The organism is Motilibacter peucedani, assembly GCF_003634695.1.
Lineage (GTDB): Bacteria > Actinomycetota > Actinomycetes > Motilibacterales > Motilibacteraceae > Motilibacter > Motilibacter peucedani.
This window is the reverse complement of the sequence record NZ_RBWV01000010.1, coordinates 525,772-547,673: the sequence shown is the minus strand read 5'-3', so window position 1 is coordinate 547,673 and position 21,902 is coordinate 525,772. Positions and strand designations below refer to the sequence as shown.

25 protein-coding genes and 1 riboswitch are annotated in these 21,902 nt (G+C 77.0%); of the genes, 5 read left to right on the top strand and 20 right to left on the bottom strand.

Going from position 1 to position 21,902, the window contains the following annotated elements; all coding sequences use genetic code 11:
• A complete protein-coding gene (locus CLV35_RS07405; RefSeq protein WP_231121576.1) occupies window positions 1-615 on the top strand; it encodes a uridine kinase family protein in 615 nt (204 codons plus the stop codon).
• On the opposite strand, the gene CLV35_RS07400 is transcribed toward CLV35_RS07405, so the two are convergent.
• The 11 genes from CLV35_RS07400 to CLV35_RS07350 all read right to left on the bottom strand — a co-directional run bounded on the left by CLV35_RS07400 (window position 601) and on the right by CLV35_RS07350 (window position 7,530).
• Entirely contained in the window at window positions 601-894 is a 294-nt protein-coding gene (locus CLV35_RS07400) for a hypothetical protein (protein WP_147431905.1), read from the bottom strand. The two genes, CLV35_RS07405 and CLV35_RS07400, sit on opposite strands and share 15 nt — an antisense overlap.
• 19 nt (window positions 895-913) lie before the next feature.
• Entirely contained in the window at window positions 914-1,360 is a 447-nt protein-coding gene (locus CLV35_RS07395) for a PH domain-containing protein (protein ID WP_121192798.1), read from the bottom strand.
• 29 nt (window positions 1,361-1,389) lie between these two features.
• A complete protein-coding gene (hisG, locus tag CLV35_RS07390) occupies window positions 1,390-2,235 on the bottom strand; it encodes an ATP phosphoribosyltransferase (RefSeq protein WP_121192797.1) in 846 nt (281 codons plus the stop codon).
• Between the two features lie 5 nt (window positions 2,236-2,240).
• Window positions 2,241-2,717: a MarR family winged helix-turn-helix transcriptional regulator gene (locus CLV35_RS07385; protein WP_121192796.1), complete on the bottom strand. Its 477-nt coding sequence runs from the start codon at window positions 2,715-2,717 to the stop codon at window positions 2,241-2,243.
• Window positions 2,714-3,154, bottom strand: coding sequence for an SRPBCC family protein (locus CLV35_RS07380; protein WP_121192795.1), 441 nt, complete (start codon window positions 3,152-3,154; stop codon window positions 2,714-2,716). Before CLV35_RS07380 ends, CLV35_RS07385 begins: the two co-directional genes overlap by 4 nt.
• A gap of 67 nt (window positions 3,155-3,221) precedes the next feature.
• A complete protein-coding gene (locus CLV35_RS07375; RefSeq protein WP_121192794.1) occupies window positions 3,222-3,485 on the bottom strand; it encodes a phosphoribosyl-ATP diphosphatase in 264 nt (87 codons plus the stop codon).
• Entirely contained in the window at window positions 3,482-3,964 is a 483-nt protein-coding gene (gene ribH, locus CLV35_RS07370) for a 6,7-dimethyl-8-ribityllumazine synthase (RefSeq protein WP_121192793.1), read from the bottom strand. The genes CLV35_RS07375 and ribH overlap by 4 nt, the downstream gene beginning before the upstream one ends.
• A complete protein-coding gene (locus CLV35_RS07365) occupies window positions 3,961-5,229 on the bottom strand; it encodes a bifunctional 3,4-dihydroxy-2-butanone-4-phosphate synthase/GTP cyclohydrolase II (RefSeq protein WP_121192792.1) in 1,269 nt (422 codons plus the stop codon). The genes ribH and CLV35_RS07365 overlap by 4 nt, the downstream gene beginning before the upstream one ends.
• The gene (locus tag CLV35_RS07360; protein ID WP_121192791.1) at window positions 5,226-5,834 is read right to left on the bottom strand and encodes a riboflavin synthase; all 609 of its coding nucleotides are present in this window, start codon (window positions 5,832-5,834) and stop codon (window positions 5,226-5,228) included. The genes CLV35_RS07365 and CLV35_RS07360 overlap by 4 nt, the downstream gene beginning before the upstream one ends.
• Window positions 5,819-6,937, bottom strand: coding sequence for a bifunctional diaminohydroxyphosphoribosylaminopyrimidine deaminase/5-amino-6-(5-phosphoribosylamino)uracil reductase RibD (ribD, locus tag CLV35_RS07355; RefSeq protein WP_121192790.1), 1,119 nt, complete (start codon window positions 6,935-6,937; stop codon window positions 5,819-5,821). The genes CLV35_RS07360 and ribD overlap by 16 nt, the downstream gene beginning before the upstream one ends.
• A gap of 156 nt (window positions 6,938-7,093) precedes the next feature.
• Window positions 7,094-7,224, bottom strand: a riboswitch (FMN riboswitch).
• Between the two features lie 51 nt (window positions 7,225-7,275).
• Window positions 7,276-7,530: a PspC domain-containing protein gene (locus tag CLV35_RS07350; RefSeq protein WP_121192789.1), complete on the bottom strand. Its 255-nt coding sequence runs from the start codon at window positions 7,528-7,530 to the stop codon at window positions 7,276-7,278.
• A 194-nt stretch (window positions 7,531-7,724) separates the two neighbouring features.
• Here CLV35_RS07350 and prmC point away from each other — a divergent pair, with 194 nt between their 5' ends.
• Window positions 7,725-8,489 (top strand): peptide chain release factor N(5)-glutamine methyltransferase, encoded by a 765-nt coding sequence (gene prmC, locus CLV35_RS07345; protein WP_121192788.1) that lies wholly within the window; start codon window positions 7,725-7,727, stop codon window positions 8,487-8,489.
• A 29-nt stretch (window positions 8,490-8,518) separates the two neighbouring features.
• On the opposite strand, the gene CLV35_RS07340 is transcribed toward prmC, so the two are convergent.
• Window positions 8,519-9,436 (bottom strand): ATP-grasp domain-containing protein, encoded by a 918-nt coding sequence (locus CLV35_RS07340; RefSeq protein ID WP_121192787.1) that lies wholly within the window; start codon window positions 9,434-9,436, stop codon window positions 8,519-8,521.
• Window positions 9,433-10,044 (bottom strand): helix-turn-helix domain-containing protein, encoded by a 612-nt coding sequence (locus tag CLV35_RS07335; RefSeq protein WP_231121574.1) that lies wholly within the window; start codon window positions 10,042-10,044, stop codon window positions 9,433-9,435. The genes CLV35_RS07340 and CLV35_RS07335 overlap by 4 nt, the downstream gene beginning before the upstream one ends.
• Before the next feature lie 138 nt (window positions 10,045-10,182).
• Between CLV35_RS07335 and CLV35_RS07330 the strand changes: the two genes are divergently transcribed.
• Window positions 10,183-11,040 (top strand): EamA family transporter, encoded by an 858-nt coding sequence (locus tag CLV35_RS07330; protein WP_231121573.1) that lies wholly within the window; start codon window positions 10,183-10,185, stop codon window positions 11,038-11,040.
• On the opposite strand, the gene rpe is transcribed toward CLV35_RS07330, so the two are convergent.
• On the bottom strand, window positions 11,024-11,701 hold the full coding sequence (gene rpe / locus CLV35_RS07325) for a ribulose-phosphate 3-epimerase (RefSeq protein ID WP_121192784.1): 678 nt from the start codon (window positions 11,699-11,701) through the stop codon (window positions 11,024-11,026). The two genes, CLV35_RS07330 and rpe, sit on opposite strands and share 17 nt — an antisense overlap.
• Window positions 11,702-11,804: 103 nt before the next feature.
• Between rpe and CLV35_RS07320 the strand changes: the two genes are divergently transcribed.
• Complete coding sequence (locus CLV35_RS07320) at window positions 11,805-12,746, top strand: hypothetical protein (protein ID WP_121192783.1); 942 nt, start codon at window positions 11,805-11,807, stop codon at window positions 12,744-12,746.
• A gap of 44 nt (window positions 12,747-12,790) precedes the next feature.
• On the top strand, window positions 12,791-14,137 hold the full coding sequence (locus tag CLV35_RS19975) for a calcium-binding protein (RefSeq protein ID WP_183061861.1): 1,347 nt from the start codon (window positions 12,791-12,793) through the stop codon (window positions 14,135-14,137).
• Here the strand turns inward: CLV35_RS19975 and CLV35_RS07310 are convergent, their stop codons facing one another.
• The 6 genes from CLV35_RS07310 to coaBC all read right to left on the bottom strand — a co-directional run bounded on the left by CLV35_RS07310 (window position 14,138) and on the right by coaBC (window position 21,873).
• Window positions 14,138-15,565 (bottom strand): RsmB/NOP family class I SAM-dependent RNA methyltransferase, encoded by a 1,428-nt coding sequence (locus CLV35_RS07310; protein WP_231121572.1) that lies wholly within the window; start codon window positions 15,563-15,565, stop codon window positions 14,138-14,140.
• A complete protein-coding gene (fmt, locus tag CLV35_RS07305) occupies window positions 15,562-16,488 on the bottom strand; it encodes a methionyl-tRNA formyltransferase (RefSeq protein ID WP_121192781.1) in 927 nt (308 codons plus the stop codon). Before fmt ends, CLV35_RS07310 begins: the two co-directional genes overlap by 4 nt.
• 11 nt (window positions 16,489-16,499) lie before the next feature.
• A complete protein-coding gene (gene def, locus CLV35_RS07300; protein WP_121192780.1) occupies window positions 16,500-17,042 on the bottom strand; it encodes a peptide deformylase in 543 nt (180 codons plus the stop codon).
• Between the two features lie 104 nt (window positions 17,043-17,146).
• Window positions 17,147-19,315, bottom strand: coding sequence for a primosomal protein N' (locus CLV35_RS07295; protein ID WP_121192779.1), 2,169 nt, complete (start codon window positions 19,313-19,315; stop codon window positions 17,147-17,149).
• Between the two features lie 58 nt (window positions 19,316-19,373).
• The gene (metK, locus tag CLV35_RS07290; RefSeq protein ID WP_121192778.1) at window positions 19,374-20,573 is read right to left on the bottom strand and encodes a methionine adenosyltransferase; all 1,200 of its coding nucleotides are present in this window, start codon (window positions 20,571-20,573) and stop codon (window positions 19,374-19,376) included.
• 85 nt (window positions 20,574-20,658) lie between these two features.
• On the bottom strand, window positions 20,659-21,873 hold the full coding sequence (gene coaBC, locus CLV35_RS07285; RefSeq protein WP_121192777.1) for a bifunctional phosphopantothenoylcysteine decarboxylase/phosphopantothenate--cysteine ligase CoaBC: 1,215 nt from the start codon (window positions 21,871-21,873) through the stop codon (window positions 20,659-20,661).
• Window positions 21,874-21,902 lie beyond the last annotated feature (29 nt).

Below are 21,902 nucleotides of genomic sequence, written 5' to 3'. Positions count from 1 at the left end.
GTGCCGTCGTCAGTGGCGTACGCGGCGCTGGCCGCGAGGGTGCTCGCCCGCCGACCGCGGCTGGGGGCCGTGCGCCTGGTGACCGTCGACGGCCCCGCCGGCTCGGGCAAGACCACCTTCGCCGGCCGCCTGCACGCGGCGCTCGAGGCGGCAGCGGGTGCGGAGCTGCCGCTGGTGCACCTCGACGACCTCTACGAGGGGTGGGCGGGCCTCGGCGGGGTCGCCCAGCGGCTCGAGGACACCGTGCTCGCCCCGCTCGCCGACGGCCGCACCGCGCACCACCCGCGCTGGGACTGGGAGCACGACGCCTGGGGCGGCACCCTGCGCGTCGACCCGGCACCGGCGCTGGTCGTCGAGGGGTGCGGGTCCGGCGACCGGCGGGTGACTGCGTACGCCGTGCTGGGCGTGTGGGTCGAGGCGCCGTCGGACCTGCGGCTGCGCCGCGGCCTCGAGCGCGACGGCGAGGGGCTGCGTGCGGAGTGGCTGCGCTGGCGCGAGCTCGAGAGCGCGCACTTCATCGCCGAGGGGACCCGCCGGCGGGCCGACCTGCGCGTCGACGGCGCTCCACCGCAGGGCTCCGGCGGCGACGACGTCGCGGTGCTACTGGGCGACTGAGGGGCCCTCGTCGAGGGTCCGCGCGCGCTCCGCCGCCTCGGCCGCGTCGGAGCGGCGGATCGTGACCGACGGCGCACCCGACCACGCGGCGCCCCGCTGCTGCTCCGGGGGCGCGTCGCCCTCCTGTGCCTCGTCGTCGCGGCGCAGGGCGCGCGACTCGCGCTCGACGACGAGCGTCTTCTTGGTGCCGTTGAAGGCCGCGTGCAGCTCGTTGAGCCCGGCGCCGATCATGCCGGCACTGGCCGAGTCGTTGCCGCGCATCCAGCGCATCATCCCCACGGCGGCCTCCCTCTCCGGCTCAGCGGCCCGGCCGGCCGTCGCCCGTCACCCGCGAGCGGCGCGCCACCAGCCGAGCGATCTGCAGGGCCTGCTCGCGAGCGTACGCGCCCTCCGAGCCCTGCACCCCCATGGCCGAGACGGTCGTGCCGTCCGACACGTCGAGGACGAGCCAGGGGTCGTCGTCGCCGAGCCGCACGCCGACGACCTGCGCCCAGGCCAGCCGCCGACGGCCACGCAGGTTGACGACGGTGAGCCCCTCGTCGTCGGCCCGCACCCGCACCGCCGAGAGCCGGTGGAGGAACCACGTGGTGGCCAGCGTCGTGGCGACCATGAGGATGCGGTCGGCCGCCGGCCAGCCGCTGCTGGCGAGCGCGAGGAGCAGCCCGCCGACCAGCAGGGCACCGGCGAAGCCCAGCGGCACCCACCGGGCCCACCGCGGGCGGAAGACGTGCGGGAGCTGTGGCACTCGCCGCTCGCCCGGTGCCGCCCGCGGGCTCAGAGGCGGCACGCGTGGATGCCGGTGACCAGGATGCCGCGGGCGCCGAGCTCCCAGAGCTCGTCCATGACGCGGTTGGTCTCGGCCGACTTGACCATCGCGCGCACCGCGACCCAGCCCTTGTCGTGCAGGGGCGACACGGTGGGCGACTCGAGGCCGGGGGTGATGCCGACGGCCTCGGCGACCAGCTCGGCGCGGACGTCGTAGTCCATGAGGACGTACTGCCGGGCGATGATGACGCCCTGGATCCGGCGCACCAGCTGGTCGACCGCCGGGTTGCCCGGGGCGCCGACGCGGCGCGCGAGGACGGCCTCGCTGCGCAGGATCGGCTCGCCCAGCACCTCGAGACCTGCCTGGCGCAGCGTCGTGCCGGTCTCGACGACGTCGGCGATGGCGTCGGCCAGCCCGAGGCGCACGGAGGTCTCCACCGCGCCGTCGAGGCGGATCACCTCGGCGCTCACCCCGAGCTCGCCCAGGTGCGCCGAGACGAGCCCGGCGTAGGAGGTCGCCACCCGCTTGCCCTCGAAGTCGGCCGGGCTCGTCGCGGTGCCGACCCGCGCGGCGTAGCGGAAGGTCGAGCGGGCGAAGCCGAGCGGGAGCACCTCCTCGGCGGGCGCGCCGGAGTCGAGGAGCAGGTCGCGGCCGGTGATGCCGACGTCGAGCTGCCCGGAGCCGACGTAGACGGCGATGTCGCGCGGGCGCAGGAAGAAGAACTCGACGTCGTTGGCCGCGTCGTGGAGGGCGAGCTCGCGGGGGTCGCTGCGCTGGGCGTAGCCCGCTTCCTTGAGCATCTCGCTGGCAGCGGCGGACAGGGAGCCCTTGTTGGGCACGGCGACCTTGAGCACGGGCGTCATCCTGTCAGACGGCCCCCGGCCGGCCAGCCGGCGAGCCCGCGCAGGAGCTCGAGCACCACGGCCTCGTCGGCACCGCCGGCCGACTCGGCGAAGAAGGTGCGGTCGGCCTGCTCGACCTGCGACATCGCCCGCTGTGCGAGCTCCGCGCCGGCAGCTGTCACCACGACTCGCCGCACCCGCGCGTCGGTCGCGTCGGGCACCCGCTCGACGAGCCCCTTGCCCTCGAGCGCGCGCACCACCGAGCTGGTCGTCATCACGTCGCTGGCGGCGTGGTCGGCGAGCTCGCGCTGGCTGGGCGGACGACCCTCGGTGCTCCCCAGCCAGAACGCCGACGCCAACAGCACGAACTGCACGTGCGTGAGCTCGAGCGGCGCGAGCGTCGCCGCCATGACGCGCTGCCAGCGCAGGGTCGCGCGCCAGAGCAGGAACCCCGGGCTCTCCCCCGCGCCGGGGCCCTGCCGCTGCCCGCTCATCCCGCGGGCACTGCCGCGTGAACCGCTCCTGCGGCGCGTGCGAGCGCCGCGACGGTGAGCGGGATGTCGTCGGTGATGCCGGCCCAGATGTGCTGTGCCAGCTCGTCGGCCGCCGGGCCGGTGAGCTCCATGCGGTGGGTGATGCGCGTGCCCCCGTCGGCCAGCGGGGTGAGCGTGTGGGTGCCGCGCAGCACCGCGCCGGGAAGCTCGAACTCGTCGGTGAAGCCGGCACCCGGCTGCGCCCAGGTGACCGTGAAGGGCAGCGGCTCGCCGCCCGCCGGCGTGAACCGGCCCGTGGTGCCGGCGGCGAGCGGGCCGTCGAGCTCCTGGCGCTCGCACCCACCGTCCCACGAGGGCCAGGAGGCGGGGTCGGCGTAGAGCGCCCACACCGCTGCAGCGTCGGCAGTGGTGTCCAGGCTGTGCGTGTAGTCGACCATCGTGTCGTCCCTCCGGTAGTAAGTACGCTTATCGTAAGCGGACTTACAACCACACGTCAAACATGCCTCACAGGTGCGCGTAGACGTCCTCCAGCGTCAGCCCGCGTGCCAGCAGCAGCACCTGCACGTGGTAGAGCAGCTGGCTGACCTCCTCGGCCGTGCGCTCGTCGGACTCGTGCTCGGCCGCCATCCACGACTCGGCGGCCTCCTCGAGCACCTTCTTGCCGATGAAGTGCACGCCGCGGTCGAGCTCCTCGACGGTGCCCGAGCCGGCCGGCCGGGTGGCCGCCTTCTCGCTGAGCTCTGCCCACAGGCCCTCGAACGTCTTCATGCCCAACCCTTCTCGATGTCGCGCAGCCGCACCGCGGTGCTGACGGCGGCACTCGCCGCCTCATAACCCTTGTCCTCTTCGGACCCCGGCAGACCACTGCGTGCCAGTGCCTGCGCCTCGTCGTCGCACGTGAGCACGCCGAAGCCGACCGGGATGCCGGTGGTGACCGAGACCTGGGTCAGCCCCGAGGTGGCCGCCGAGCAGACGTAGTCGAAGTGCGGCGTGCCGCCGCGGATCACGACCCCCAGCGCCACGATGGCGTCGATCTTGCACCGCGCGAGCCGGGCCGCCGCCACCGGCAGCTCGAACGTGCCCGGCACGCGGACCAGCCACGGCTCCTCGACCTTGCACTCGGCGAGCGCGCGCATGGCGCCGTCGAGCAGGCCGTCCATCACCTGCTGGTGCCAGCTGGCCGCGACCACGGCGACGCGCAGCCCGTGCCCGTCGGCCAGCGTGGTGGGTGCTCCTGCGCCGCTCACGTCGCGTTCCTCTCCCTCTCGATGGCGTCCGGCAGCTCCGGCAGGTCGGGCAGCGTGTGCCCCATCCGGTCGCGCTTGGTCTGCAGGTAGCGCAGGTTGTCGCTGGTCGCAGCGACCGCCAGCGGAACCGTACCGGTGATCTGGAGCCCGTAGCCCTCGAGCCCCGCGCGCTTGGTCGGGTTGTTGGTCAGCAGGCGCATGGTGCGCACGCCGAGGTCGGCGAGCACCTGGGCGCCGCTGCCGTAGTCGCGCGCGTCGGCCGGCAGGCCGAGCGCGAGGTTCGCCTCGACGGTGTCGGCGCCGGAGTCCTGCAGCGCGTAGGCACGCAGCTTGTCGACCAGCCCGATCCCCCGGCCCTCGTGGCCGCGCAGGTAGAGCACGACGCCGCGGCCCTCCGCCGTCACTGCCTGCAGCGCGGCCTCGAGCTGCGGGCCGCAGTCGCAGCGCAGGGAGCCGAAGGCGTCGCCGGTGAGGCACTCGGAGTGCACGCGTACGAGCACGTCCTCGCCGTCGCCCACCTCGCCGGCGACCAGGGCCACCTGCTCCGCGCCGTCCACGACGTCGCGGTAGCCGACGGCGCGGAACGAGCCCCAGCGCGTCGGCAGCACCGTCTCGGCGACCCGCTCGACGTAGCGGTCGACGCGGCGCCGGTGGGCGATGAGGTCGGCGATCGTCACGACCACGAGGCCGTGGCGCTCGGCGAAGCGCGTCAGCTCGGGCAGCCGGGCCATGTCGCCGGGCCGTTCCTCGCTCACCACCTCGGCGAGCACCCCGGCCGGACGCAGGCCGGCGAGCCGGCACAGGTCGACGGCCGCCTCGGTGTGGCCCGCGCGGCGCAGCACGCCGCCGGGGCGGGCGCGCAGCGGGACGACGTGGCCCGGCCGCGACAGGTCGCCGGCGCCGGTGTCCGGGCTCGAGAGCAGCCGGATCGTGTGGGCGCGGTCGGTGGCCGAGATGCCGGTCGTGACGCCGGCGCGCGCGTCCACGGTGACGGAGTACGCGGTGCCGCGCCGGTCCTCGTTGACGACCGTCATCGGCGGCAGTCCGAGCCGGTCGGCCTCCTCCTCGGGCAGGCTCACGCACAGGTAGCCCGAGGTGTGCCGCACGACGAAGGCCACCAGCTCCGGGGTGGCGTGCTCGCCCGCGAAGATCAGGTCGCCCTCGTCCTCGCGGTCGGCGTCGTCGACGACGATTACCGGCCGGCCGGCGCGCACCTCCTCGACGGCGCGCTCGACCGACGCGAGGCCGACCGTCGGCGCGCTCACCTGCCGGCCCCGGCGAGCAGCGACTCGACGTACTTCGCCAGCACGTCGACCTCGAGGTTGACCGGCGTGCCGGGCGGTGCGCCGCCCAGCGTCGTGAGCGCGAGCGTCGTCGGGATGAGGCTGACCTCCAGCCAGTCGCCGCCCTCGCCCGTGCCGCGAGCGCTCACGGTCAGCGAGACGCCGTCGACCGTGATCGAGCCCTTCTCGACGACGTAGCGCAGCAGCCCGGCCGGCACGCCGACGCGGACCACCTCCCAGCGCTCCCCCGGCGTGCGCGACAGCACGGTGCCGACGCCGTCGACGTGGCCCTGCACGACGTGGCCGCCGAGCCGGTCCTGCAGGCGCACGGGCCGCTCGAGGTTGACCGCGGCGCCGGCCTGCAGCGCGCCCAGCGAGGACCGGTCGAGCGTCTCGCGCATGACGTCGGCGGCGAAGACGTCGCCCTCGAGCTCGGTGACCGTCAGGCAGACGCCGTTGACGGCGATGCTCGCGCCGGGCACGGCGTCGGAGACCACCCGCGGTCCCCGCACGTGCAGCCGCGCGCTGTCGGCGAGCTGCTCGACGCGGACGACGGAGCCGAGCTCCTCGACTATCCCGGTGAACACGTGGACTCCTCCTCGCTGGCACCCGCGGTGCCGGACGGGTGTGCAGGCTGGTGGGGGCGCCGGGCGAACGAGCCGGTCAGCCGCAGGTCGGTGCCGAGCAGCGTCACGTCGTCGAGCACGAGCCGGTGGGCGCCGTCGATCGAGGCGACCCCGGCCTCGCCGAGGACGGCCGCGCCGGCTCCGAGCAGCGCGGGCGCGACGTAGCCGACGACCCGGTCGACGAGCCCGGCGCGCACGAAGGCGCCGGCCAGCGTCGGACCGCCCTCGAGCAGGGCGGCGAGCACGCCTCGCGCGCGCAGGCCGTACACGACGGCGGCGAGGGGTACGCGGCCGGCAGCGTCGCTGCCGAGCTCGGCGGTCGTGGCGACCCACGTGGGCGCCTCCGCGTCGAGGACGCGCGCGGTCGACGGGGTGCGCCCGGCGCTGTCGACCACCACGCGCAGCGGCGGGCGGGCGGGCGGCGGGTGCACGCCGCGTACGGTCAGCGCCGGGTCGTCGGCGAGCACGGTGCCGACGCCGACGACGACGGCGTCCATCCCGGCCCGCAGCCGGTGGACGTCGGCGCGCGCCTCCGGCCCGGTGATCCAGCGGCTGCTGCCGTCGGCAGCCGCCGAGCGGCCGTCGAGCGTGCCGGCGAACTTCCACGTGACGTGCGGGCGGCCGAGCCGGGCGGCGGCGAGCCAGCGGGCGTTGACCTGCTCGGCCTCGGCACGGAGCACGCCGGCCTCGACCTCGACGCCGGCCGCCGCGAGGACGGCGGCTCCCCCTCCGGCCTGATCGCTCGGGTCGGGCACGGCGTAGACGACGCGCGCGACCCCTGCTTCCAGCAACGCGGTGGTGCACGGGCCGGTGCGCCCGGTGTGCCGGCAGGGCTCGAGGGTGACCACCGCCGTGGCGCCACGGGCGGCAGGCCCCGCCCTGCGCAGGGCGGCCACCTCGGCGTGGGGGCCGCCGGGCCGCTCGTGCCAGCCCTCGCCGACGGTCTCGCCCGAGGGGGCGAGCACCACGCACCCGACGACGGGGTTGGGCGAGGCCGTCGCTGCGCCGCGGCCCGCCAGCTCGACGGCGCGCCGCATGGCGGTGATCTCGCTCGCGCCTGCCACCGGGCCCTGCTCCCTCCGCGCTCGGGCGGCTCCGGGAGGTGCAGGAGGGTCGGCGCGGCTGGGGTGCGGCCGCCGAGGCCCCACGGCGACGGCCGGCTGGAGACGTCGGAGGACGTCAGAGCTGCGACCGCGCCCGGGCGCTCCGGGTGCACCCCGCCGCGTGCCGCCTCCCGTCCGGACTCTCACCGTCGGTCCCGGAGTTGCACCGGGTCAACCGGCCGCTGGCTGCGGCCGGGTCGCGGACTGTCACCGCCGGTTCGGAATTGCACCGACCCCGGGGCACGCGTCGTTGTCGGTCCCAGGCTCTCACGGACGGGCCGCTCGCGGCAGGGGTCGGCTCAGATCGCCGGGTGCGGAGTGCCGGTCCACGCCTGGGCGGCGGGCGCCTCCTTGGGCATCAGCACCCAGAGCAGGGGGTAGACGAGGAGCTGGCTGCCGGGCAGCACGAGCAGCGCGAGCACGAACAGCGCGCGGGTGGGCCAGGGCTCGAGGCCGAGCCGGGTGGCGAGGCCGGCGCAGACGCCGCCGAGGACCCTGCCCGAGCGCGGCCGGACCAGGCCCTCGCGCCGCATGCAGTCGTGGATGCCGTCCATGGGGGTTCTCTCTCTCGACAGGTGGGATGGGAGCACTCGTGCGAAGGTGTCTCGCCCGATGACTCCACACTGCTCGCCCGACCGGGTGGGGCACATCGGGGACGGACCCGGACCAGACCCTGGTGCGACCCTGAGCGGACCCGTCCTCCGCCTCAGGGGCACCGCCCCTCCCCACGACCCCGCAGGAGACTCGAGTGCAGGACCTCGACGAGCACGTCGCCCTGACCGCCTCCGTCAGCGGGCAGCTGCCCGGCCCCTGGTCCGGCGAGCACGAGGTGCTGCTGCGCGAGCTGCAGGCGCGGCGGGAGGCGGGCGAGCCGCTGGGCCGCGTCCTCGGCCGCGTGCAGTTCCGCGGCTTGGAGCTCGCGGTGGGCGACGGGGTGTTCCTGCCCCAGCCCGAGACCTCCGCGGTGGTCGACGCCGTGGTGGCCCACGTGGCCGCACTGCCGGGGAACCCCGTGGTGGTCGACCTGTGCACCGGCGGGGGCACGGTCGCGCTCTCGGTGGCCGCCGAGTGCCCGCACGCGCACGTGCGCGCCTCCGACCTCGACCCGGTCGCGCTCGGTTGGGCCCGGCGCAACGCCGAGCGGCTCGGCCTCGACGTGCCGTTCGTGGAGTCGCCGGCCGTCAGCTCGTTCCCCGACCTGGACGGCCAGGTCGACGTCGTGACCAGCAACCCGCCCTACGTCGCCGACCACGAGCTGGCCGGCGTCGATCCCGGCGTGCGCGACCACGACCCGCACCAGGCGCTCGTCAGCGGCCCCGACGGCCTCGACGCCGTGCGCGAGGTCGAGCAGGCCGCCTGGCGGCTGCTGCGTCCCGGCGGCCTCGTGGTGGTCGAGCACTCGGACCGGCAGGGCAGCTCGGCGCCCGCGGTCTTCGCCCCGCGCTGGCTCGAGGTGCAGGACCGGCGCGACCAGTTCGGCGACGACCGCTTCGTCACCGCCCGCCGCCCCTGACGCCGGGCTCGCCGGGGCGCGCAGCGCGCTCAGGCCTCGCGCGCCTCGCCGAGCCCGTCGTCGCTGCCGGCGGCGGCGCGCAGCCGGTCGGCCAGCAGCGCCACGACGGCGCCGGCCACGTCGACCCCGGTCAGCGGCTCGATGTCGTAGAGGCCGGGGAAGCTGTTGGTCTCGAGCACCACCGGCCCGTCGTCGTCGGCCAGGACGTCGACGCCGGCGACGTCGAGCCCGACCGCCGCGGCTGCCCGCACGGCGAGCTCGCACTCGCGCTCGGTCGGCTCCGCGCGCTCCCCGTGGCCGCCCTGGGCGAGGTTCGAGCGGAACTCGCCGGGCAGCGCCACCCGCCGTCCCGCAGCGACGACCGCACCGCCCACGACGACCAGGCGCAGGTCGGTGCCGGACGAGCGGGCCACGAACCGCTGCACGAGCAGCGGACCGCCACCGCGGCGCAGCTCGGCGGCGCAGGCTCGCAGCTGCGCGGGGTCGCGCGCCAGGCGTACCTGCTCGCCTCCCGAGCCGTCGGGCCGCTTGACGACCGCCGGCCAGCCGTGGCGCTCGGCGGCAGCCAGCAGCTCCGCGTCGGTGGTGCAGCGCGTGGTCGCCGGCGTCGGCACACCGGCGGCGAGCAGCGCGAGGTAGGTGGCGTGCTTGTCGGCGCTGCGCAGGCACGCGTCGCGCGGGTTGAGCACGGGCAGGGTCGCCCGGCAGCGTTCGAGCACGTCGAGCGCGTTGGGGAAGTCGGTGCTCAGGATGTGCACGGCCCCGTCGGCCTCGACCGGCCAGCCGTCGAGCAGCAGCGTGCGCGCCGCCGAGGCGGAGACCCGGCGGGCGTCGACCAGCGCCACCTCGTGCCCCTGCTCGCGCGCCGCCTGCGCGAGACGGCGGGGCGAGTAGGCGTCGACCGGGTGCGCGACGACCGCGAGCCGGCGCGGCGCGGGGCTGCTCACGGCGCGAGCCGGGCGGCGGGCTCGAACACCGCGGGGTCGAGGTCGCTCTCCGGCTGGGCGACCATCATGGTCAGGCGCAGCGGGACGGTGCCGTCGTTGCGGTAGGCGTGCGGGCGGTCGGCCTGGAAGACCGCGGCGCCGTCGGTCTCGACCCGGTGGTCGTGGCCGTCGACGTCGAGGGTGAGCACGCCCGCGGCGACGTGCAGGAGCTCCTGGGTGCCGGGCGCGTGCTCCTCGCTGCGGTGCACCTCGCCGGGGCCGAGCACCCAGTCCCACAGCTCGAGGTGCGAGCTGCGGTCGCTGCCCACCAGCAGCCGCGCCGAGCCGTTCTCGGACCTCCACAGGACGGCGGCCTGGTCGGCGGCGACGACCCGCACGACCGGAGCCTCGTCGAGCTCGACCAGGCGGGCCAGGCTGACGCCGATCGCGTCGGCGAGCCGGCACAGCGTGCCGAGGCTGGGGTTGGTGCGGGTCTGCTCCACCTGCACGAGCATCCCCTTGCTCAGCCCGGCGCGGGAGGCCAGCGCGTCGAGCGTCCACCCGCGCTCCTGGCGCAGGCGGCGTACGTTGCGGGCCACGGCGGCGGCGACCGCGTCGGCGTCGGGCACGGGGCTCCTCCTGAGCGTCTGTCGCGTCGTCTGTCGCGTCGGGTGCAATGGATTGGCCGCACGGTGCACTGCAGTGCTATACATCCCAGTGCACTGCACTGCTGGTACACCGTAGTGCACCGCGACTCCGCAGCGCGGATGAACTCCGAGAGGTATCCCGTGGCCGTCTTCCTCGCGCTCGCCTCGGCGCTCGTCTACGGGACAGCCGACTTCTGCGGCGGGCTCGCCACCCGCCGCGCCACTACCGTCGCCGTCGTCGTCGTCTCGCAGTTCGCCGGCCTGCTGGCGCTGCTCGCCCTGCTGCCGGTGCTCGACGGCTCCCCCACGGGCACCGACCTGGCCTGGGGCGCGGCCGCGGGGCTCGCCGGCTCCGGCGGACTGCTGCTGTTCTACCGGGCGCTCGCCAGCGGTGTCATGAGCATGGTCGCGCCGGTCACGGCCGTCACCGCGGCCGCGGTGCCGGTGCTGGTGGGACTGGTGCAGGGCGAGTCGGTGACCGTGGCCGCGCTCGTGGGCATCGTCGTCGCGCTGGTCGCCGTCGCGCTGATCTCCGCCGAGGACGGCGTGCCCAGCGTGCGCGCCCTGCGCGAGTCGGACCTGCTGCCGGCCGTGCTCGCCGGCGCCGCGTTCGGCGTGTTCTTCGTGCTGCTGCACGAGACCTCGTCCGACAGCGGGCTCTGGCCGCTGGTCGGGGCGCGCTCCACCTCGGTCGTGGTGGTGGCGGCGGGCGCGCTGCTGGCGCGGCGCAGCCTGGTCCTGCCGCGCTCGAGCACTCCGCTGGTCGTGCTCGCGGGCGTCGCCGACATGGGCGCCAACGCGCTCTACCTGCTCGCCACCCAGCGCGGCCTGCTCGCCATCACGGGCGTGCTCGCCTCGCTCTACCCGGTCAGCACGGTGCTGCTCGCCCAGTCGGTGCTGCGCGAGCGGCTGGCCGGCACCCAGCTGCTGGGGCTCGGCGCCGCCGTCGGCGCCGTCGCGCTCATCGCCCTGGCGTGACCTGCACCTGCTCGGCGGCCCGCCGCAGGGCACGCACCGCCTCCGCCGGGTCGTCGGCGCCGTAGACCGCGGAGCCCGCGACGATCATGTCGGCCCCGGCCTCGACGCACCGCTCGATCGTCGACGCGCGCACGCCGCCGTCCACCTGCAGCCAGACGTCGGCCCCGGACGCCTCGACGAGGGCACGCGTCCGGCGCAGCTTGGGCAGGACGCCGTCGAGGAACGGCTGGCCGCCGAAGCCGGGCTCCACGGTCATCAGCAGCACCATGTCGAACTCCGGCAGCAGGTCGGCGTAGGGCTCCACCGGCGTCGCCGGGTTGAGCGCCAGCCCCGCACGGGCGCCCAGCCGCCGCAGCTCGCGCGCCAGGCGTACGGGCGCCCCCACCGCCTCGGCGTGGAAGGTGACCGAGCGGGCGCCGGCCTCCGCGTAGCCCGGCGCCCACCGGTCGGGGTCCTCGACCATCAGGTGGCAGTCGAGGGGAAGGGCGCTGGCGGCGGCCAGCCGCTCGACGACCGGCAGGCCCAGCGTCAGGTTGGGCACGAAGTGACCGTCCATGACGTCGACGTGCACCCAGTCGGCCGCGTCGGCGATGCGGGCGACCTCGCCGCGCAGGTCGGACAGGTCGGCGTTCAGGACGCTGGGCGAGATCCGGATCGTCACGCGGCGGAGTCTACGGAGCACCTGTCCGGGCGGTGTATCACGCGGGCTGCTCGCTGCTCTGCACCACAGGGCCCGTCTCGTCGGGGCCCGCGGAGGAGGCGCCATGTCGCCCGGTCCGGTCGCCGGTCGCGTACCCCGGTCGCGCACGCCCGCTGCTCCTGCGCCTGCGCCGACCGAGCCCGAGGGCCCCGGCGTCGCGCCCGCGCTGCGCGCCCTCGGCCTGGTCGGCCCGCCGGTCACGGTCGCCACCGGCCTGCTCTTCTACTTCGGCTGGGCGCGCTCGGCCCAGCAGGCCGAGGCGATGGGGCTCGACGAGAGCGTGTTCGCGATGAGCACTCGCGACTACGTGCTGCGCAGCGTCGACTCGCTCTACGTCCCCGTGCTCGCCGGCTCGGCCGTGGTGCTGGCCGGGCTGGTGGTGCACGCGGCCGTGCTGCGCCGGGTCGCAGTCCCCGCCGGGCGCCCGGCGGTGCGGCAGGTGGCTCGCCGGCTGGCTGCAGCTGCCTGGCTGGTCCTGCCGCTGCTCGCGGCGCTCGCCGTGTGGCCGCTGCCGGACGCGCGCTGGCTCGTTGTGCCGCTGGGCATCGGCGCCGGCGTCGTCGTGACGGAGTACGCGCTGCGCCTGCTCGAGCTGCTCGACCGGCTCGACGGCCACGCGGCGACGCGACCGGCCTGGGTGGCGTCCCTGCGCGGGGTGGTCGTGGGCGTGCTGGTCACGGCGGCGCTGTTCTGGGAGGTCACCGAGTTCGCCGGAGTCGTGGGGCGGGGTCGCGCCGACGAGGTCGAGCGCAGCGTCGGCTCGCTGCCGGCTGCCGTCGTCTACAGCAAGGACGACCTGCACCTCGAGTGGGCGACGCTGCACGCGCAGCGCATCGGCGACGAGGGCTCGGCCTACCGGTTCCGCTACTCCGGCGCGCACCTGCTCCAGCACTCGGGCGGCACGTGGTTCCTGCTGCCCGACGGCTGGCACCCCGGCACCCGGCCCCTCGTCGTGCTGCCCGAGAGCAGCAGCGTACGGCTCGAGTTCGTCGGCCCGCCGCGCTGAGTCCACGACAGCCCACTTGACACCACTGGAGAGGAGCGGGAGCCATGACCGGACCGTACGCTGCACGACGTACGCGGCGGCGCGCCACCGCCCTGCTGCTCGGTGCAGTCCTCGGCACGCCACTTGCCACCCCACCGCTCGCTGCTGCAGCGGCGACCGCGCGCTGCCAGGGCGTCCGCGCGACGATCGTCGCCGTGCACCGAGGCGCGCACGTGTCGGGGACGCCGCACCGCGACGTCATCGTGGCGCGGGGCGCCGGCTCCGTCGTGGACGCCCGGGGCGGCAACGACCTCGTCTGCGTCAGCGGCCACGCCTACGGCGGAGCGGGCGACGACGTGCTGGTCGGCTCCGCCCGGCGCGACGTCCTCGACGGCGGCCCCGGCCGTGACACGCTGCGCGGGCTCGGGGGCGACGACCTGCTCCGCGGCGGCTCCGGCGGCGACCGCCTGCTGGGCGGGCCGGGACGTGACCGGCTGCTCGGCGGGTCGGGCAACGACCGGCTCGACGGCGGTCCCGGCTCCGACGTGCTCGACGGGCGGCCCGGCCGCGATGTGGTGCTGCGCGGCCGCGGCGACACGGTGCTCCCGGTCCGGCGGCCGCACCCGCCCGTGCGTCCCACGCCGAAGCCCTCCCCGCGCCCGACCCCGCCGCCGACAGCTCCGCCGGCGCCGCCGGCGCCGCCGGCTCCCACCGACATCGAGACCCCGCCGCCGGTGCCCGACCCGGTGCCGACCGGCGCGGTGCGCAAGGGCGTGCGCTGGGTGCCGGTCGGGCCGGCCTCCCCGTCGGCCCCGACCCAGCCCGCCGGCGCCTACGCGACGCTCGAGGGCGGGTGCGCGAGCGCCCGGGCCGACGTCGCCCCGCGGATGGACAACGAGGGGCTGAGCCCTGAGCACCAGGCGTTCTGGTTCGCCGCGGCCGACGTCTGCACCGCGCTGAAGACGGGCGACGACGCTGCGTGGACGCAGGCGGCGGCCGACTGGGGAGCCGGCCTCGGCAGCACCTGGGCGCCCGCGGGCTGCTACGAGCAGGCGGTCGCAGCGACCATGACCGCGGTGCTCGATGCTGCCGGCCCGTCGTTCGACCGCTCCCTGGTCGAGCTGCTCCCGCCGGAGCCGGGCACCACGGCGTGCGACCCGCAGCTCTCGCTCGCGCCCGCGCAGGGGGCGGCGGGAGACGCCGTCGTGGTGTCCCACTCCCCCGACTTCGACTGGCTCTTCGTCGAGAGCGACACCCAGCTCCTGGTCGGCGGCGTGGCTGCGGAGTGGTCGTTCGACGGCACGACGGCGCTGCTGACGGTGCCGCCGGGCGACCCGGGTCCGGTGCCGGTCGTGCTCGCCCGCGGCGGCGGGGAGGTGCTGCCGGTCGGCACCTTCACGCGCGTGGCGTAGTCAGCGCTTGCGCAGCAGGCTGACGAACATCGCGTCGGTGCCGTGGAGGTGCGGCCACAGCTGCACGTCGGGGCCGTCGCCGAGGCTCGGCAGCGGGCGCACGGCGACCTGGTCGAGGACCGCCCGGGCGTCGAGCCGCTCGACGTCGTCCCTGCCGGTGAGGACGTCGGCGACGACCGCACGGGTCTCTGCGGGGTGCGGGCTGCAGGTGGCGTAGGCGACGACGCCACCACTGCGTACGGCGTCGAGCGCCGCGCCCAGCAGCGCGCGCTGCAGGTCGGCGAGCCCGGCGACGTCGTCGGGAGTGCGGCGCCACCGCGACTCGGGTCGGCGGCGCAGGGCGCCGAGCCCGCTGCACGGGACGTCGACCAGGGCCCGGTCGAACGTCCCCGCGGCCCACGGCCGGCTCGTCGAGTCGGCTGCGACGACCGCGGCACCCGGCCGGTCGCCGAAGGGCGCGCCCGCCGTCTGCGCCACCAGGCGGGCACGGTGAGGCGCGCGCTCGACCGCCAGCACGCGCGCGCCGCGCCCGGCGGCCAGCCCCGTCAGCAGCGCCGCCTTGCCCCCCGGTCCGGCGCAGCCGTCGAGCCAGCGCGCGTCGGGCCCGTCGAGCGGCGCGCCCGCGAGCGCCAGCGCGACCAGCTGGCTGCCCTCGTCCTGCACGCCGGCGGCGCCGGAGCGCACCGCGGGCACCGCGCCCGGGTCGCCGGAGCCGAGCACGGCGGCCCACGGCGACCAGCGCCCGTCGGCGAGGTCGGGGTCGAGGTCGTCGCGGGTCGCCCGGCCGGGGCGGACCGCCAGCGTCACGTGCGGCGCGACGTTGTCGGCGGCGAGCGCCCGCTCCGTCGCCTCGAGGTCGCCGCCGAGCGCGTCGCGGAACGCCTCGACGACCCAGCGCGGGTGGGCGTGCAGCAGGGCCAGCCGGTCGAGCGGGTCGGCGCTCGCCGCCGGCGCGAGCGCGTCGACCCAGGCGAGCAGGTCGCGGCGGCCGACCTTGCGCAGCACCGCGTTGACGAAGCCCGCGGCGCTGCCGGCACCCCCGGCCCGGACGAGCTCGACGCTGGTCGACACCGCGGCGTGCGTGGGCACGCGGGTGCCGAGCAGCTGGTGGGCGCCCAGGCGCAGCGCGTCGAGCACGGGCGGGTCGATCCGGCCCAGCGGGCGGTCGACGCAGGCCGCGACCACCGCGTCGTAGGTGCCGGTGCCGCGCAGGCTGCCGTAGGCGAGCTCGGTCGCCAGCGCCGCGTCGCGGCCGGTGATGCCCCGCTCGCGCAGCAGCCCCGGCAGCACCAGGTTGGCGTAGGCGTCGCGCTCGCCGACCGCGCGCAGGACGTCGTAGGCGGCCAGCCGGGCCGGGTCCACCGACGAGGAGGTACGCCTGCGGCCGCCCGCCGCTCCCCGGCGCGGGCCGGCCGGGGCGCCGGTCACTCGAACCGCTCGCCCGCGGCGGGCCGCAGCCCGCGCAGCCAGTCGGCGGCCGCCATCGCCCGCTTGCCGGCGGGGCGCACCTCGCCGAGCGCGACGGGCACCGTGGCGGTGCCCACGCGGGCTCCGGAGCGGTCGACCGCCAGCTCCCCCGGGGACAGCGCGGGGGCGTCGGGCAGCGGGCGGACCGGGCCGAGGCGTACGCGTTCGCCGCGCAGCGTGCTCCACGCGCCCGGCGCAGGTGTGCACGCCCGCACGCGGCGGTCGACGGCGAAGGCCGGCTCCTGCCAGCGCACCCGGGCGTCGTCGACCTCGAGCTTCGGCGCCAGGCTGACGCCCTCGTCGGCCTGGGGCACGGCGACCGCGGTGCCGTCCTCGATGGCGTCGAGCGTCGCGACGAGCAGGCCGGCGCCCGCGGTCGAGAGCCGGCCGAGCAGGTCGCCGCTGGTGTCGGTCGGGCGCACCGTCTCGGTGAGGGTGCCGAACACGGGACCGGTGTCGAGGCCGGCCTCGAGCAGGAAGGTGCTGGCTCCGGTCACGTCGTCGCCGGCGAGCAGCGAGTGCTGGACCGGTGCGGCGCCGCGCCAGGCCGGCAGCAGGCTGAAGTGCAGGTTGACCCAGCCGACGCGGGGGACGCCGAGCGCCACGGGCGGCACGAGGGCGCCGTAGGCGACGACCGGGCAGGCGTCCGGCTCGAGCGCGCGCAGCCGGTCGAGGAACTCCTCGTCACGCACCTTGGCCGGCTTCAGCGTCTCGATGCCGGCCTCGGCGGCGCGGTCCGCGACCGGGCTCGGCGCGAGCTTGCGACCGCGGCCGGCGGGCGCGTCGGGGCGGGTGACGACGGCGACGACCTCGTGCCGGCTGGCCAGCAGGGCGTCCAGCGAGGGCACGGCCACCTCGGGGGTGCCGGCGAAGACGAGTCGCATGCGCCCCGCCGCTAGCGCGCCGCGCCGAAGGTGGCGTGCGGGCTGGCCTTGACCACCGGCGCCGCACCCGCCCACTCGGCCTCGCGGATGGCGCGCAGCGCGAGCTTGCGCTGCTCGCGGTCGAGCCGGTCGACGAACAGAACGCCGTCGAGGTGGTCGGTCTCGTGCTGCACGCAGCGCGCCAGCAGGTCGCTGCCCTCGACGACGACGGGGTCGCCGAACTCGTTCTGCCCCTTGGCGACCACGCGCAGCGCGCGACGGCAGTCGAAGGTGAGCCCGGGCAGCGACAGGCAGCCCTCGTCGCCGTCCTGCTGCTCGTCGGACAGGTCGAGCACCGGGTTGACGAGGTGGCCCAGCACGCCGTCGACGTGGTAGGTGAAGACCCGCAGCGACACCCCGATCTGCGGCGCCGCCAGCCCCGCTCCCGGCGCGTCCAGCATGGTCTCGGCGAGGTCCTTGACCAGGGTGCGCAGCTCCTTGTCGAAGACCTGCACCGGCTCGGCGGCCGTGCGCAGCACCGGGTCCCCGAACAGGCGGATGGGCTGGATGGCCACGGGGCTGGGACTCCTCGCTGCAGGCTGCGGCGCCCCCACCGGGCGTCCGCTCCATCCTAGGCGGCGCGACGAGCCGCCCCCTGACGCGTGCGCCGGGCGCCGGGCTAGGCCAGGTCGACCGGGTCGACCTGGACGCGCACGGGCACGAGGTCGCGGCGCGCCGAGCGCACCGCCTGCACGGCGGCCAGCGCGCGCGAGAGCGCGGCGGCCTGCGGGCGCGCGGCGCGCACCATCGCCTGCGCCCGCGGCTCGGCCGGCGCTGCAGACGGCGCCGAGGCCGGCGCAGCAGGTGCGGGCACGTCGAGGACGGCACCGGTGCGTACGCCGTCGAGCGCCCCCGCGTCCGCGAGCAGCCGCCGCAGCTCGGCCAGCGCGTCGGTGACCGCCGCCGGCGGGCCGGACAGGACCGCCACGCGCGCGGTCGGCGGCAGGGCCAGGGGCCCGCGGTCGGCGAGCTCGGCGTCGGCGGCGCCGAAGGGGTCCCAGCGCACCAGCGCCTGCACGACCGGCAGCGCCGGGTCGGCCACGACGACCACCGCGCCGCCCTCGGTGGCGGGACGGACCAGCGCCGCAGCACCGGTCCAGCGCCGGTAGGTCTCCTCCTGGGCGCGCAGCGCGGGGCGCGAGAGCAGCAGCGCGGCGTCGAGCAGCAGCGCCGCCGCGTAGCCGCCCTCGGCCACCGGCTCGGCGCCGGGCGTCGCGACGACAAGGGCCGGGCGGGCCGGCACGCTGCGCCGGGTGCGCTCGCCCGAGCTCTGCACGACGCGGGCCCGCGGGAAGGCGCGGCCCAGCTCCTCGGCGGTGCGCTCGGCCCCGACCGTGACCGCGCGCAGGCGCCGGTCGCCGCAGGCGCGGCAGGTCCAGCCCAGCGCACCCCGGCCGCACCACCGGCACCGCGGGGCCGCAGCCGGCTCGGCGCCCCCCGGCTCCCCTGCGGCACCCGCCGGTGCGGCAGCAGGCAGCGCGAGCGGGCCCTCGTCGGAGGTGCACCGGGCCGGCGTGCGGCAGCGCGCGCAGGCCAGCGCGGGCACGTAGCCGACGCGGGGCACCTGCACCAGCACCGGCCCCCGCTCCAGCCCCTCGCGCGCGACCCGCCACGCCGCGGTCGGCAGGCGGGCCGCCACCGCCAGCGGGTCGTCGCCGTCGCGGGAGCCGGCGGGCGTGCTGACGCGCGGCGCGTGCTCCCGGACCACGGCGCGCTCGGCCCGCACGGGGCGCGCCCAGCCGCGCTGCACGAGCAGCGCGCCCTCGGCCGAGACGGCCCAGCCGCCGAGCACCAGCGCGGGCGGGTGCGGGCCCGCGGCGGTGCTGGCCCGCAGCAGGCACACCTCGCGCGCGTGCGGGTAGGGCGAGCGCTGCTCGGCCAGGCTGTCGTCGCCGTCGTCCCAGACGAGGACCAGCCCCAGGTCGGCCACCGGCGCGAACACCGCGGCACGGGTGCCGAGCACGACGCGCACGTCGCGGCGCGAGACGGCCAGGAAGCGCCGGTAGCGCTCGGCGGGGCCGAGCCCGGCGGTGAGCGCGACGTGCCGCCCGGCGCCGAGCCGTGCGGTGAGCGCGGCGTCGAGCCGGTCGACGTCGCGCTGGTCCGGGGCCACGAGCAGGGCGCCGCGCCCGCCCGAGAGGCAGGCGAGCACCAGCTCGGCCGCCTCGTCGGCCCACGCCGGGCCGGGCAGCGCCGACCAGACGACGCGCGGCGGCGGGGACGTGCCGGCGAGCAGCGCGGCGTGGAGCTCGGCACCGCCGGCGTAGCGCGCCCAGCGGGAGGCCTCCGGCTCGGCGAGCGGCCCGCTCCCGGACACCGCGACCTCGGCCTCCGCGCCGGCGTGGCGCGGAGGCACGGCCAGGCGCAGCACGTCGGCCAGCGTGCCGGCGTAGCGGTCGGCGACCGCGCGGGCCAGCCGCAGGACCTCGGGGGTCAGCACCGGCTCCGGCGAGACCACCCGGCGCAGCCGCTCCATGCGCCCGCCGTGCTCGGAGGAGTCCAGGCGCTCCACGACGAAGCCGTCGAGGTCGCGCCCGGCGAACCGGACGCGCACCCGGGCCCCGGGCACCGCCGAGGCCGCCAGGCTCTGCGGCACGAGGTAGTCGAAGGGCCGGTCGAGGTGGGCGAGCGAGACGTCGACGACGACCCGGGCGACCGGCGCCTCGGCCGCCACCGGGTCGGGCGGCGCAGGGCGGGCGCGCCGGACCTCCTCGCGCACGAGCGCGAGCTGCTGGTGCGGGTCGCCCTCGTGCGCTGCGGTGCCGGCCGGACCGGGGGCGGTGCTCACGCCCCCGGTCTACCAGCCGCGACCGACGACGGGCGTGCCGTCGTCCACAGGCCGGGCGTCAGGCGCCGGCGGCGGAGCGCAGGGCGTCGGCCCGGTCGGTGCGCTCCCAGGTGAAGTCCGGCAGCTCGCGGCCGAAGTGGCCGTAGGCCGAGGTCTGCGCGTAGATCGGGCGCAGCAGGTCGAGGTCGCGGATGATCGCGGCCGGGCGCAGGTCGAAGACGGAGGTGACCGCGTCCTGGATCTGCTCGTCGGCGACGACGCCGGTGCCGAACGTCTCGACGAACAGCCCGACCGGCTCGGCCTTGCCGATCGCGTAGGCGACCTGGACCTCGCAGCGCGTGGCGAGGCCGGCGGCCACGACGTTCTTGGCGACCCAGCGCATCGCGTAGGCGGCCGAGCGGTCGACCTTGGACGGGTCCTTGCCCGAGAACGCGCCGCCGCCGTGGCGGGCGAAGCCGCCGTAGGTGTCGACGATGATCTTGCGACCGGTGAGCCCGGCGTCGCCCATGGGGCCGCCGATCTCGAACTTGCCGGTCGGGTTGACCAGCGTGCGGTGGCCGCTGGTGTCGAGGCTCGCGGGCGCGGTGGCGAGCACCGGCGCGATGACGTGCTTCTCGATGTCGGGGGCGAGCAGGCCGACCAGGTCGATGTCGCCGGCGTGCTGGCTGGAGACGACGACGGTGTCGAGGCGGACCGCGCGGTCGCCGTCGTACTCGATGGTGACCTGGGTCTTGCCGTCCGGGCGCAGGTAGGGCAGCAGGCCCTCCTTGCGCACCAGCGTCAGCTGCTGGGCGAGGCGGTGGGCCAGCGCGATCGGCAGCGGGAGCAGCTCGGGGGTGTCGTCGTTGGCGTAGCCGAACATCAGGCCCTGGTCGCCCGCGCCCTGGCGGTCGAGCGGGTCCTCGTCGCCCTCGACCCGCGACTCGTAGGCGGTGTCGACGCCCTGGGCGATGTCGGGCGACTGGGCGCCGATCGAGACCGAGACCCCGCAGGACCGGCCGTCGAAGCCCTTGGCCGAGGAGTCGTAGCCGATGTCCAGGACGGCGTCGCGGACGATGCCCGGGATGTCGGCGTAGGTGGCCGTGGTGACCTCGCCCGCGACGTGGACCTGGCCCGTGGTGATCAGCGTCTCGACGGCCACGCGGCTGCCCGGGTCGTCCCGGAGCAGCGCGTCGAGGATCGAGTCGCTGATGCGGTCGGCGATCTTGTCGGGATGCCCCTCGGTGACCGACTCGGACGTGAACAGGCGACGGGACACACGCGCTCCTTGCGGCTGACGAGGACACCGGGCGCAGGGCGCGTCGGCGCGGCCGGTGAACGGCCGCGACGAGTCTAGCGGGGGCCTAGCGGCGCAGCCGCGCCACCACGAGGTCCCACACGACGTCGGCGAGGGCCTCCTTCGGCCCGAGCGGCACCACGACCTCGGCCCCGTCGGCGGCGAGCACGACCGCGGCGTTGTCGGCGCCCTCGAAGCCGCTGGGGTGGCCGGCCGGCCCGACCTCGTTGACGACGAGCAGGTCGCAGCCCTTGCGCGCGAGCTTGGCCCGGCCGTGGGCGAGCGCGTCGCCGGTCTCGTCGCCGGTCTCGGCCGCGAACCCGACGACCACCTGCTCGGCCGGCCGCACCGCCACGAGCTGGGCCAGGACGTCGACCGTCTGCTCGAGCACCAGCTCGGGGGCGCCGGTGCCGGACTTCTTGATCTTGGCCCCCTGGGTCGAGACCGGCCGGAAGTCGGCGACGGCGGCGGCCATGACGACCGCGTCCGCGTCGGCGGCGGCCTCGAGGACCGCCTCGCCGAGCTGCTCGGCGGTCGTCACCCGGACGAGCCGGGCACCGGCGGGGGCGGGCACCGCGAGCGAGGCGCCGACCAGGGTGACCCGGGCGCCGCGAGCGAGCGCGGTGGCCGCGAGCGCGACGCCCTGGCGGCCCGAGGAGCGGTTGCCGAGGAAGCGCACGGGGTCGAGCGGCTCGCGGGTGCCGCCCGCGGAGACGACCACGTGGCGGCCGGCGAGGTCGTGCGCGAGCCCGCCGCGGGCGAGCACCACGCGGCACGCCTCGGCCAGCTGCTCGGGCTCGGGCAGCCGGCCCGGCCCGGAGTCGGCGCCGGTGAGCCGCCCGACGCCGGGGTCGAGCACGAGGACGCCGCGCGAGCGCAGCGTGGCGACGTTGGCCCGGGTCGCAGGGTGCTCCCACATCTCGGTGTGCATGGCGGGCGCCATGACGACCGGGCAGCGGGCGGTCAGCAGGGTGCTGGTCAGCAGGTCGTCGGCCCTGCCGGCGGCGGCCCGGGCGAGCAGGTCGGCGGTGGCGGGCGCCACGACGACCAGGTCGGCCTCGCGCCCCAGGCGCACGTGCAGCACCTCGGGCACCTCGGACCACACCTCGGTGGCGACGGGCTCGCCCGAGAGCGCCTCCCAGGTGGGAGCGCCGACGAACTGCAGGGCCGCGGCGGTGGGCACCACGCGCACGGCGTGGCCGGCCTCGCGCAGCCGGCGCAGGAGCTCGCAGGCCTTGTAGGCAGCGATGCCCCCACCGACGCCGAGGACGATCCGGGACATCGGAGGGGGCAGCTGGTGTCGCTGGGCCG